This window comes from Paenibacillus herberti, from assembly GCF_002233675.1.
Taxonomy (GTDB): domain Bacteria; phylum Bacillota; class Bacilli; order Paenibacillales; family Paenibacillaceae; genus Paenibacillus_O; species Paenibacillus_O herberti.
On record NZ_NMUQ01000001.1, the window covers coordinates 1370337 to 1383871 of the forward strand.

Here is a 13535-nt window from a genome sequence, read left to right on the forward strand (position 1 = left end):
TAGCGACAACTTGCCCAAATGGAGAGGATGAGCAGGCATGCCCAAATGGTTGCGCTTTGTAATCGCGGCGGTGCTTGTAACTGGACCCTGGCTTCAACCGCCGGCCGCACAGGCGGAGCTTCCTTACCGAACGTTTTCCTACGACAGCGGGAACGGGCAGTTTTTTGTCCAGCCTGCCTACGTGCCTACCGGTTATATCGGGCTGAATATGGTGCCGCCGGATGTTAACGGAGGTCCCCCTAATCTGAACAATCCCAATGATTTGTTCATCGACGGGCAGGATCATCTGTTCATAGCGGATTCCAAAAACAACCGGATTGTGCAGCTGGACTCAAACGGAAGCTACGTCGCCGCGTTCGGGATGCAAAAAGGCCCCGGCCAGTTGAAAGAACCGAACGGAGTTTACGTCGACGAGAAGCATGTTTACGTTGCCGATACTGGCAACAAACGCATTGCCGTTTACGACAGGTCTGGAGCCTTCGTGAAAGAATACAAACGCCCGGACACAACGCTGCTTCCCCGCGACTACGAGTTCGAACCGGTGAAGCTGACCGTGGATAAACGAGGCTTTCTGTACGTCGCAACTAAAAACGGCTATCAGGGCTTAACGGTGATCGACCCGGAAGAGGGGAGCTTTCAAGGCTTTTTCGGCGCGAATAATGTCCCTTTTAATATGTTGGATTATTTGAAACGCCAAGTTTATACCGAAGAACAGCTCAAAAAAGAAATAACAAAGCAACCCGGCTCCGTTAGCAACGTCATGATCGATAAAGCCGGCCTGATCTATACAACCAGCATATCCGTCGACACGGGTCAGCTCAAAAAATTCAACTTTGCCGGCAAGGATCTGCTTGGCAATCGGTTGTTCGGCGCCCAGACTGTCTTCACGAATGAAGAGCGGCTGTTCCAGGATATAACGGTCGACGGCAACGGGAATATGTCCGCGATCGACGCTGGAAGCGGGCGTGTGTATCAATACGATCCGCAGGGCGGCATGCTGTTCTCGTTCGGCGGAAAGAACGAAGGTTTCAACAAGCTTGGCCTGTTCAACTACCCGTCCAGCATTGCAGTTGATTCCAAAGGAAATCTGTACATTTCCGACCGAATGTCCAACCTGATTCATATCTTCCGCCAGACGGAATTTGCCCAACTGGTGCATAAGGCCAACGAGCTGTTCATGTTGGGACGTTACGAGGATAGCGAGCGCTACTGGCAAGAAGTGCTACATCTGAACAGCAAATATTACAAGGCGCATCTCGGCTTGGCAAAGTCCTTTTACCGTAAGGGCGAATGGCAGAATGCGATGCGGGAATTCCGGCTGGCCCGGGACGTGAAGGGGTACTCGGATTCCTTCTGGCAGCTTCGCGTCATCTGGCTGCAAAACAACTTTAGTACGGTAGTAACCTCTGGTCTTGTGCTTCTAATCCTTTATGCGGCGGCGGTCAAGCTCTGGAAAAAGATGAAGTGGAGGAACGGCGATGGCAGACCTGGTGCTAAATCTCAAACAAGCCATTCGAATACTTCGGCATCCGGTTGACGGCTTCTGGGAGCTGAGGTACGAGAGGCGGGGAAGTCTTGGTTCGGCGGCGATACTGCTTGCGCTTGCTTATCTGGCGACTCTCCTATCCGAGATCACGACTAGCTTTATTTTCAATCCGATCGATGTTAAATTCGTCAACCCATGGTTTTTATTTGCACAGGTAGCTATACCGTGGGTGACCTGGGTGCTGGCCAACTACATGGTCAGCTCCATTAACCGGGGGCAGGGCAGGCTTGTCGATGTTATCGTCGGCAGCTCTTACGCGCTTGTGCCGTATATTCTTTTTTCGGTGCCGCTGGCGTTGCTCTCTAATCTGTTGACGATTGGCGAGAGCTCTATCTATCAATTTTTCAACTATTTGATTATCGGCTGGACCGTATTTCTCTTCATCGTGTTTGTTCAGGAAGTCCACAACTATGATATCGGAGAAACAATTTGGATTACCATTTTATCGCTGCTGTTCATGCTGGCGATGTGGGTGCTGATTCTGATCTTCGCCGGTCTGTGCGTTCAGCTGATTGATTTCATCCGGCAGCTCTATGAGGAGGTGTCGTTCCGTGGGTAAAGCCAAATGGCTGCGTTTGATCGCGCTATCGGTTGTGGTAATTGCGGTAGGCGCGTTTGCCGTAGCCGGATTCCGTTATGTGAAGGGAGAGCTGGAGGCTTCCCCGATAACGGCAGCCGGCAAGGGAGGGCCGACCAACGCCAAAACCGTGCAAACCTCAAAAGGCCCTGCAGTTAAAACAGGTCCTTTTACGGCAGCGGTTGTGAAGGAAACCGGCAAGTTTAAGTTAGAAGTCGGTGCCGACGGACGAATTGCAGTTACGGATAAGCGTAACAATCATGTTTGGCGCAGCAACCCTGACGAGCAGTCGCTGGCTTCCGAGACGGTCAAAGGGGTTTGGCGCAAAAATCTCGATTCTGCCTTTTATTTGGAATACGTAGATACGCGGCAAGCCGGATCCAAGCTCAAATACGGCAATTTCTCCGATTTGAGGACAGCGGTCTCCGTGAAGGAAACGGACGAAGGCGCGGAAATTACGTTTGATCTGAAATCGATTGAAAGCAGCTTTGTGTTCGTTGTGTCGATGAAGGACGGCTACCTTGAGGTAGATATTCCGTCCGACCGTATTAAGGAAGGCCCTAACACCCAGTTCGTTTATTTATGGGCATTCCCATTTTTTGGGGCGGCACACAGCGACATGCCGAACGGGCATATGTTCGTGCCTAGCGGCATGGGCGCGACGATCGAATTCGATCCTAACGGCAAATATCCGTTCCGTTATACGGGCGAAACCTACGGTATGGATCTGTCCGTATCGACCCAATCGTTCCGTGGCTCGCCGGACGATCCGTCGGATGTGCTGCTTCCGGTGTTCGGCATATCGTATGGACAGAATGCACTGTTCGGAATTATTACAAAAGGGGAGACAAACGCCAACATCAACGCGACTCCCGGCGGGCTCTATACTTCGTACAACTGGATCGCGCCTCAATTCCAGTATCGGCAAGAGTATTACCGGCAAACGAGCAGCTTCGGGGAAGGCTTCAACGTCTACGACGAGAAGCGGCTGGAGGAAGACCGCCAAATCCGGTATTACTTTTTGCAGGGAGATAAGCCGGAGCAGATCAATTACGTCGGCATGGCGTCGGCTTACCGCAGCTATCTAATGGAAACGAAAGGGCTGAAGCGGGTTGAATCGCAGCCGGAGAGCTTGCCGCTGGAAATAGCGTTTTTCGGCGGGGACCGCGAGCCAAGCATGTTCGGTTCGAAGCTGGTGACGACAACAACGTTTGATCAAGCAGCCGACATCGTGGATAAACTTGCGGCCTCCGGCATAACCGGCATGGACATCGTGTTTGAAGGCTGGTCCAACGGCGGCTTCATGCGCTATCTGCCGGATCGTCTGCCTCCGGAGGAGGCTTTGGGCGGAACGGATGCGCTTAAACGCTTGATTAAAAAGGTGCAGAGCAGCGGTAGCCGCTTTTATTTGGACGACAACTTTGTCATTGCTTATTCCGGCAAAGGTTTTGTCGCCAGGGAAGAGGCTGTAAGGGATTCCAACACCCGGGTTGTGGAAGACGAGATGGGGCCTTCAGGCGGATTTTCCTTCCGAAAAGCGACCAAAAAATACTGGATGCAGCCTGACTTATCCTTGAAGGAACTAGAAAAAAGCTTACCGACGTACAAAGATTTCGGCGTGGACGGTGTTCATCATAATTCCATCGGTGAGGTGCTATTCTCCGACAATACCCCCGCCAATCCGTTCAGCCGCGGCGCTACCGCCTCGATCTTCGCTGAGATGTTGGGCAAAACGAAATCCGAGCTCGGCAGCGTTCGTGTCTCACACGGCAATTCGTTTGTTCTTGGCAAAGCTGACCATATCAGTGACTTACCGCTCAGCCCGAGCTACGATTTGCTGGCCCAAAAGAGCGTGCCGTTTTATCCCATCGCCATTCACGGCCTGGTGAGCTATTCCGGAAAACCCGGCAATTTGCGCGATGAGTTCAACGCCGAGCTGCTGCGTTCCGTGGAATACGGCGCTCAGCCGTCTTATCTGCTCACCTTCGAAGACCCCGGCCTTTTGAAGGATACGTTCACCAGGTACATTTTCAGCAGCCAATATTCGGAATGGATGGACACGATCGTCAAGGAATACAAGCGGGCCAACGCCGTTCTCGGCGGACTGCAGAATCAAATGATCGTGAATCATCGCAGCTTGGACAAAGATGTATTTGAAACAACGTACGAAAACGGCCAACGCGTCATCGTCAACTACGGGGATGCTCCTTACCGCGGCAACGGCGTGGAAGTCAAACCGAACGATTTCGCTATGGCCGGCAAAGGAGGATAAGCGCATGTTGCCTTTCAAACGCAGAATTTCCATAGAAGCCCGCGAAGCCTTCTCCGCTTATGCCCTCCTGACGCCATGGCTGGTCGGACTTGGATTGTTTGTGCTCTATCCGCTCATTTATTCCTTTTATATGAGCTTCCAAAATGTGCGGGTAACCGGGGATGGGCTGATTATGCAGCCAGTCGGCTTCCTCAACTACAAAAATGCGTTTTTGCAGGACAGTGACTTCCCCCTGATGCTCGTCCGGTACATGCAGGAGACGATCCTGACGATTCCGGTCATCGTGCTGTTCTCGCTGCTCGTCGGAATCATGCTGAACATGAAGCTGCCGGGCAAAGGGGTGTTTCGCGCGATCTTTTTCCTGCCTGTTATATTTGCCACAGGCCAAGTGCTGAACGAGATTTTTAACCAAGGAGCTGCGGGGTTATCGCTGCTGGAGCAGTACAACATTCAGCCCTATATCGAGAGCAATCTTCCTAAAATGTTCTCCGATCCGCTGCTCGCCGTCTTGAATAAATTTGTCATCGTACTCTGGTATTCCGGCGTTCAAATCATCATCATCGTAGCCGGTTTGCAGACGATCGGCCGGCCGGTGTACGAGGCGGCGGGAATCGACGGCGCTTCGCGCTGGGAAACGTTCTGGAAAATAACGCTGCCCGCGTTGACGCCATTCATTTTGCTCAACACGATTTATACTGTTGTCGAGATGTTCACGTTCCCGTTTAGCCCGATTCTCGGCCTGATTACCAACCATATGAAATATACAGGTTATGGTTATGCCAGCGCGCTGGGCTGGGTCTACTTCTCCATCGCGTTTGTGCTCATTCTGCTCGTCATATGGTTCTTCAAACGAATAGACGGTCAATCCGAGAAGCGGAGGTAAAGCCCCATGGATAAAGTAGCCTGGACACGAAGAATGCTGTTCGGAAACCAGGAAAAAAACGGCTGGATTATGAATTTGGTACTGTACGCGCTGCTGCTCAACATTGCTTATCTCTATCTGAATCCATTGTTCTATATGATTTCAACAATGTTCAAAAATCAGGTTGATCTGCTAGATCCATCCGTTCGCTGGATTCCGCGCAGCCTGGAGTGGAACAATCTCAAGTTGGCCTGGGAAGGACTTAATTATGGGAAAGGACTGGTCAACAGCCTGACGATCAGCGGCTTTGGAGCGATCTTTCACGTGATGGCATGCGCCTTGGCCGGATACGCCTTCGCCAAATTCAATTTTCCCGGCAAGTCGATTCTGTTCGGACTGCTTATTCTGAGCTTCCTTATTCCGCCCCAAACGATTGTGATTCCGATGTTCCTGCTCATTAAAGAGCTTGGATGGATGGGCACCAAATTCGCAATAATCGGCCCGGCAATGTTCGGTCACGGCATTCGGGGTTCGCTGTTTGTCATTATTTTTACACAGTTTTTCCGCACGCTACCGAAGGAGCTGGACGAATCCGCGCGCATCGAAGGGGCCGGTTCGCTGCGGATTCTTACGCGTATTGTCATTCCCCTCGCTAAACCGGCGATTCTCGTCGTGTTCCTGTTTTCCTTCATCTGGCACTGGAATGAAACGTATATGACTGCACTGGTCGTGGGACCGGAGAACACTCCGCTCACGCTCAGCTTGAACAACTTGCAGGCCGTGCTCAAGGGGTTCTATGAAAGCGACGCCGACAACATGTTTAATGAAACGATCCGCATGGCCGCAAGCTTCCTCATCATCACGCCACCGCTTATTCTATATGCCATCGCTCAGCGATGGTTCGTCGAAGGAGTAGAGCGGACGGGATTGATCGAGTAGCGCGTATCCCCCCGCAGTTTCCCAAATGAAAGGAGGTGAGTGAGGGAGGGGCCTAAGGGCTGGCACTGTTCTTAAGCTAAATTACAGGACCATACCATTCATTTGGAGGAATTAAGCGATGAAAACAGGAAATCGCAAACGGTTCCAAAAGGTCAGTGCCTTATGCTTGGTGATGCTAGTCGTATCTGTTATGACAGCATGCACCGGTGGTGGAGGTAACAACGGGGGAGCAGTCACAGCGAATAACAGCGGCAGCGCGGCCAATCAAGGGGCTGGCGCAGAAACGAACAGTCCGCCAGAAAGTCCGCCTGCGGCTGCAATAGATAAAACCGCCATTAAGGGCGAGGTGAAGATTCTAGGCGCCGGAATTGACAGTTTCAAAAAAATGATGGTGGACTTTAACAAAGAGTATCCAAACGTCAAAGTGGTTGCAATGGAACAGAGCATTCATGATTTGGCGGCTCTCATTGCCGCCGGCGAAAAGCCGGACGTTATTTTGGCCGACGGCGGGCGTTTTCCATTGAAATGGGTCCAGGACAAACTGATCCGGGATATGAAGCCGTTTATGGACAACGATCCGGAAATTACGGCCGACATGTTTTATGAGCCCGCATACACCAGGGGCCTTGGCGTTGACGGTCAGGTGTGGCAGCTGCCTTATACGGTTGATCCCAACTTTACGATGATGTATAACCAGGAAGTTTTGGAGCAGTACGGCGATACGGAATTGCCGGAAATGAACTCATTGCCGGAATTTGGAGATTTTCTGAAAAAATACTGGGTGGTTGAGAACGGCGAGCAAGTGATGACTACTTTTTCGCCTTTTGAAGTATACGGCAACTTCAACAGCCTGATTACAATGGCTTTTCTGAACGGCGCGGACCAAACGACCTTTTACAATCCGGAGACGAATAAGGCAACATTCAACGATCCCAAAATCGTAGAAGCGCTGGAATGGATGGTGCGCTTTAAACGGGAAAATATCAATGACGAGCGCATTGAGAAGCTTAACAAAACGCTGCCGGAAAATACGTCTCGCTTTTTGGCGGGTAAGTCGCTGCTGGAGCCGGCGGTTCTCGTTCATGTCAGAGAAAACTTGAAGGCCAATCCGGATATTCAACTAAAACCAATGCCTGCCGAATCACTTTGGGTGGGCGGACACGGCCTTTCCATGACAACTCTCGGTACAAAAGAAAACGAAATGGCCACCTGGTCGCTGATCAAATGGATCACCTCCAACAAAGTTGCCGCGGAAGCAAAGCTCAAAATTGATTCGGGCCTATCTGCAATCAAGGATAACCCTTATCTGGTCGAGCAGGCTGAATCCGATCCCGTGCTTGCAGCAGCCTATGAGGTGCTGCAGCAAGCGAAGAAACATCCGCCATTTTTGCCAGTGCCATTTGAGGAAGAATTCAATGCAAAAATCGGCGATGTTATGACGGGTGTACTTGAACCGAAGGCTTTCCTGGATCATATGACAAAATACTCGCAAACGCTGCTAGATGAAATTAAGGGTAAATAATCCTTCATAAGCGCAAACAGTAAGCCCACTATTACATTGATTGGAGAGATTTTTTTATGATGCAATCAATAAAAAAAGGGTTCAATAAGATTGGCGCCATCATCTTGGTGATGACACTTGCAGCTTGCAGCGGCGGGACAGGCAACAGCGGAACGAATAATGATCCAGGCAGCAATTCGGCAACAAATGCACCAGTGAATGTAGAAACAAACACGCCAGTGGAAAGCCAGCCGCCGGCAATCGATAAAACGGCCATTAAAGGCGAGATTAAAGTATTATCGATATTCGGCGGTGGAGCCATTGAAAATTTCAACACGATGATGGTCGAATTCAATAAAGAATATCCCAATGTCAAAGTGACGCATATGGAGCAGGGCATTAACGATCTGGCTGCACTTATATCGGCCGGCGATAATCCCGATGTCATCATTTCCGACGGCGGTCGGTTTCCGATCGGCTGGATTACGGACGGACTTATTCAGGATATGAAGCCGCTTATGGAGAAAGATCCAGAAATAACGGCTGATATGTTCTATGAGCCGGCTTATAATCGCGGACTTGGCGTTCAAGGCCAATTATGGCAGCTCCCGTATACGGTCGATCCCAACTTCACGATGATTTACAATCAAGAGGTGCTGGAGCAGTACGGCGATACAGAAATTCCTGAATTGAATTCCTTGGCTGAATATGAGGACTTTCTGAAAAAGTACTGGGTAGTCGAAAATGGCGACCAGGTCATGACCACATATTCTCCGTTTGAAGTGTACGGCAATTTTAACAGCCTGATTACGGTTGCTTACCTCAACGGTGCGGATCAGAGCAGTTTTTATAATCCGGAAACGAATAAGGTGACATTCAATGATCCGAAAATTGTAGAATCGCTGGAATGGATGTTGCGTTTCAAACGTGAAAACATCGACGATGGCCGGATGACTAAGCTGAATGAGTCCCTTCCAGCCAATACGTCACGCTTCGCAGCCGGTAAATCGCTGCTGGAGCCGGGAGTTGTCGGCGCTGTCCGTGATGCTCTCAAGGTCAACCCCGACGCGCAATTGAAACCGATGCCTGCCGAATCGCTCTGGATGGGCGGTCACGGAATCCACATGACCACCCTCGGCAAAAAGGAGAACGAAGAAGCCGGCTGGTCGCTTGTCAAATGGATAAGCTCCAGCAAAGCAGCGGCGGAAATAAAGCTAAAAACAATTGCGAGCTTGTCCGGCATCAAGGATAATCCTTACCTGGTTGAGCAGGCGGAGACCGATCCTGTAATGGCCGTTGCCCTTGAAATTTTGCAGCAAGCCCAAAAAGTGCCTCCGTTCCTGCCAGTGCCGTATGAAGGTGAATTCGACAAGAAATACGGAGAGGTTCTGTCCGGCAAGCTGGAACCTAAGGCATTTTTGGACTATATGACCAAGTATACTCAGGCATTGTTGGATGAATTGAAGAAGTAATAGATCGGAAGAGGAGCATTTGCCGTCCCAATCGACGGCAGATGCTCTTTTTTAATCATTACTTATAAATTGGCATAATCCGCCATTGTTTTGTCTGAAAGCGCTTTGATGCCTACTAAATCCAGCGGCTACACTAAACTTGTCGAAAGGAATCGAACTAACAAACCAAACAACATGCCAGCTACTTCAACTACAGGAGGAAAGTCTACATGAGACAGAAAGCTCGTAAAGGATTGAAAACGATCGGTGCAATCGGTTTGGTGACCGTGCTTGCGGCTTGCAGCAGCGGGGGCGCAGGCAATAACAGTGCCAACAATGCCGCTAATGCTGGGACAAGCCCGCAGCCGAGCACGACAGCAGAACAGACTTCCACGCCGGATAACTCCGCCGTCAAAGGCGATATTAAAGTTCTTTCTATCTTTGCAGGAGGCCCAGCCGAAAACTTCAAAAAAATGATGGAAAAATTCAACGAGACTTATCCAAATGTGAAAGTGACGTATATGATGCAAGGCATCGATGATTTGCCGGCGCTGATCTCGGCCGGGGATACGCCGGACATCATGCTGGCGGGTGGCGGCAACGGGAACTATCCGGCAAGTTGGATTCCCGACAATCTGATCCAGGATCTGGCGCCTTTTATTGAGAAGGACAAGTCCTTCAGCGCCGATTCATTGTATGAGACCGCTTACAAAAGAGGAGTCACTACAGATGGAAAAGTGTGGCAGCTTCCTTATTCCGTCGATCCGAACTTTACGATTGTATACAACCGCGACGTGTTGGAGCAGTACGGCAATACGGAGCTTCCGGATATGAATTCCTTGCAGGGGTTTGAGGATTTTGTCAAAAGCTACTGGATTGCGGAAAATGGGGAACAGGTGATGACGACATCTTCTCCGCTGGAGCTATACGGGAACTTCAACAGTCTCACGACCTTTGCCTATTTAAACGGAGCGGACGCAAGCACGTTCTACAATCCAGACACGAATAAAGTAACGTTCAACGATCCGAAAATCGTAGAAGCGCTTGAGTGGCTTGTTCGCTTTAAACGGGAAAACATCGATGACGAACGGATTAAGAAGCTGCAGGATTCATTGCCGGCAAACACATCCCGCCTCATTGCTGGCAAATCGCTGATGGAGCTTTCCGTCGTGGGGCATGTCCAACAGGCTCTTCAGCTCAATCCTGATCTGGAGCTCGCTCCAATGCCGTCGAATTCTCTCTGGCTGGGCGGACACGCGCTCTTCATGACAACACTCGGCAAAAAAGAGAACGAAGAGGCGGCATGGTCGCTGATTAAATGGCTCAGCTCCAGCAAGGAAGCGGCCGAAATCAATCTCCAGCTGAATGGCACGATATCCGCGGCGAAGGATAACCCTTACTTGCTGCAGCAAGCGGAGTCCGATCCAGCGCTTAAAGTCGCATATGACATTCTACAACAAGCGAAAAAGCTTCCGCCGTTCCCGCCGGTTCAATTCCAGGACGAATTCGACCGTAAATACGGGGATGTGATCAACGGAACGCTTGAGCCGAAGGCATTTCTGGATCATATGACGACCTATATCCAAGCTTTGCTGGACGAAAAAAAATCTTAACCGAATAGAAGTTTACCTTCTGCACCCTGGGGCCTCCACCTTGGGGTGTTTTTCCAGTTCAAGGGGCCAGTCTTTGATGCAGTCGGCATTATTTCACCTGCTCCATAAATTGGCATAATCGGCCACTATATTGTCTGAAAGCGCTTTGATTTTAATGAAATGGCAGGCTACGCTGGGGTTGTCACCATCGTTTAACCAAACAAACCAAACAAAGTCAAACATCAGGCCAGCAACTTCAATCAAAGGGAGGAAGGTCTAAATGGGTCAAAAGACAACAGAAAGATTTAAAATGATTGGTGCAATTGGATTGGTCACTACTTTGCTAGCAGCGTGCAGCGGAGGTGGGGGCGGAGTCGCCAATGTGGCGAATCAATCGAACAGCAGTAATACCAGTAGTAATACGAGCACAAATACTACGGCTACGGAGGCTCCTGCACCAACAAACAATACGGAAATAAGTGGAGAGGTGAAGGTTCTTTCTATATTTGGAAGCGGCTGGTCCGACTACTTCAACTCGTTGATGGCGGAGTTCAATAAGGTTTATCCCAATATCAAAGTGACTTATATGCAACAATTGACGAATGATCTGCCAGCTTTGATTTCTGCAGGGGATAACCCCGACATTCTTTTGGACGGGAGATTTCCAAGCGAATGGATCAAAGATAATCTGATTCAAGATTTGACACCATTCATTAAGGCGGATCCGACGTTTAAATCCGATGATTTTTATGAACCCGCTTACAAAAGAGGATTCAGTGCGGACGGAAAAATATGGCAGCTTCCTTATGCGATTGATCCCAACTTCTCTATCGTCTACAACCGCGAAGTGTTGGAACAGTATGGACACACAGAATTCCCGGAAATGAACTCCCTTCAGGAGTTTGAGGATTTTGCAAAGGAATTTTGGGTAGTTGAGAACGGTGAGCAAGTGATGACCACGTTCTCCCCATTAGAGCTGTATGGAAACTTTAATAGCTTGTTGACATTTGCTTATATGAACGGAGCGGATTCTACTACTTTTTACGATCCGGCAACAAACAAAGTTAATTTCCACGATCCAAAGATCGTCGAAGCTCTCGAATGGTTGGTCCGATTCAAACGGGAAAATATCGATGATGAACGGATTAAAAAACTTCAGGAATCCTTACCTAAAAATACATCCCGCTTAATTGCCGGCAAATCGCTTTTTGAAGCGGCCGTTGTTGGACATGTTCAAGAGAATCTGAAGCTCAATCCAGATTTGGAGCTTGTGCCAATGCCGACTTCTTCACTCTGGTTTGGTGGTCACTCCATGATGATGACGACGCTAGGCAAAAAAGAAAATGAAGCTGCCACCTGGGCGCTTTTGAAATGGATCAGCATGGACAAAGCTGCCGCTGAATTCAAGCTGAAAAATGGTGGAAGTGTTTCTGCCATCAAGGATAATCCTTATTTAGTTGAGCAGGCCAAAACAGATCCGGCCATGAAAGTTGTTTATGACATCGTCCAACGAGCTCAGAAGACACCGCCATACGTTCCTGTTGAATTCGAGAATGAATTAAACGCGAAATATGGGGATGTAATTAGCGGCAAGCTCGAGGCAAAAGCTTTTCTGGAGCATATGACGCAGTACACGCAGGCAAAGCTGGATGAACTGGCGAAATAATCGAGGATAACATCAGCTCTAGCATTTGTGAAAAAAGAAGCATCTACCTGCCATCGAATAGATGCTGGCTCGTATGATGCTTCTTTTTCTATTCCAGCTAAGCGGCCACTTTGCTCCAATAGTTCCTACTTTTTCTGTAACCGCTTGCAATTCGTCCTGATCGACCATGATATTGTCTGAAAACGCTTTGAGGCTAGGTCTGCCACCGACTAAAATGGACACAAATAGCAAAACCAGCATATAACTATAGCCATCTGTTCCTGGAACGATGAGCTCACTAGGAGGAGCAATCATGATTAAATTAGGCGTAAATTCTGTATTGTTCAAAGACTTCGACGTAGAGACGGCTGTAAAACATATTGCATTATGCGGTTATGACGGTGTTGAGCTTTCCGCCATTCAAGGCATGTGTGAACATCTGGTATTAGATGCCTGGCAAGGACAAGCCGAAGAGCTGAAGCGCTTAGCTAAGGAATACGGCGTCTCGTACCTGTCCATGGAAGTTGCATCGCTTGATGAAGCACGCTTGACCAAAGCGTTCGAAGCTGCGCAAGCGATTGGAATTCCGGTTGTCAACGTCGGTCCTGGCGGCAAGAGCAATGACGAAGCAGACCTGATGCAGTCGATCGCGACATTATCCCGTTTATCCGACTTGGCTGCTTCTTATGGAGTAACGCTTTGCGTGAAAGCCCATGTTGGCAACGCAATCTATAATACGCCAACAACGTTGCGCGCAATGGAGGCGATAGACAGTGCGGGATTTGGAATCGACATGGACCCAAGCCATGTTTATCGTGCAGGCGAGAATCCGGAGGAAGCACTGCCGCAAGTATTGTCAAGAGTGAAGCATGTTCACATCCGGGATTGCAAAGGACGCAGCGCAGGTCCGGGAGCGATTGGACAGCAAGCTTGCGGCCGTGGTGATATCGACCTTGCCGCCTACTGCAAAGTGCTTGCAGACGGCAATTACGAGGGTCCAGTTTGTCTGGAAGTGATCGGGGCGGCCGGACACTCGCTTGCCGAAGTATCGATCGTGGCCGCAGAAAGCTACGGATATTTAAATGGCTGCCTGAAGGCGCTTGGAGCAAGACCATCGCAAGACGACGCTCTGCAGCGTCAAAACGGATAA

General features: G+C 49.7%; 10 protein-coding genes. All 10 read left to right on the top strand.

The annotated features are described in order from the left end of the window. Positions 1-37 precede the first annotated feature (37 nt). The 10 genes from CGZ75_RS06365 to CGZ75_RS06410 all read left to right on the top strand — a co-directional run bounded on the left by CGZ75_RS06365 (position 38) and on the right by CGZ75_RS06410 (position 13535). Positions 38-1537 carry a hypothetical protein gene (locus CGZ75_RS06365; RefSeq protein WP_089523390.1) on the top strand — a complete coding sequence of 500 codons (1500 nt, stop codon included), beginning with the start codon at positions 38-40 and terminating at the stop codon, positions 1535-1537. After that, on the top strand, positions 1479-2105 hold the full coding sequence (locus tag CGZ75_RS06370) for a YIP1 family protein (protein ID WP_089523391.1): 627 nt from the start codon (positions 1479-1481) through the stop codon (positions 2103-2105). Before CGZ75_RS06365 ends, CGZ75_RS06370 begins: the two co-directional genes overlap by 59 nt. Further along, positions 2098-4395, top strand: a complete 2298-nt coding sequence (locus CGZ75_RS06375) for a DUF5696 domain-containing protein (RefSeq protein WP_089523392.1) — start codon at positions 2098-2100, stop codon at positions 4393-4395. The genes CGZ75_RS06370 and CGZ75_RS06375 overlap by 8 nt, the downstream gene beginning before the upstream one ends. Positions 4396-4399: 4 nt before the next feature. After that, positions 4400-5278, top strand: coding sequence for a carbohydrate ABC transporter permease (locus tag CGZ75_RS06380; RefSeq protein WP_089523393.1), 879 nt, complete (start codon positions 4400-4402; stop codon positions 5276-5278). A 6-nt stretch (positions 5279-5284) separates the two neighbouring features. Next, positions 5285-6196: a carbohydrate ABC transporter permease gene (locus tag CGZ75_RS06385; RefSeq protein WP_089523394.1), complete on the top strand. Its 912-nt coding sequence runs from the start codon at positions 5285-5287 to the stop codon at positions 6194-6196. 118 nt (positions 6197-6314) lie between these two features. Beyond that, entirely contained in the window at positions 6315-7718 is a 1404-nt protein-coding gene (locus CGZ75_RS06390; RefSeq protein WP_089523395.1) for an extracellular solute-binding protein, read from the top strand. 56 nt (positions 7719-7774) lie between these two features. Then, on the top strand, positions 7775-9169 hold the full coding sequence (locus CGZ75_RS06395) for an extracellular solute-binding protein (RefSeq protein WP_089523396.1): 1395 nt from the start codon (positions 7775-7777) through the stop codon (positions 9167-9169). 209 nt (positions 9170-9378) lie between these two features. Then, entirely contained in the window at positions 9379-10761 is a 1383-nt protein-coding gene (locus tag CGZ75_RS06400; protein WP_089523397.1) for an extracellular solute-binding protein, read from the top strand. Between the two features lie 259 nt (positions 10762-11020). Beyond that, positions 11021-12406, top strand: a complete 1386-nt coding sequence (locus tag CGZ75_RS06405) for an extracellular solute-binding protein (protein ID WP_089523398.1) — start codon at positions 11021-11023, stop codon at positions 12404-12406. 292 nt (positions 12407-12698) lie between these two features. After that, positions 12699-13535, top strand: a complete 837-nt coding sequence (locus CGZ75_RS06410) for a sugar phosphate isomerase/epimerase family protein (protein ID WP_089523399.1) — start codon at positions 12699-12701, stop codon at positions 13533-13535.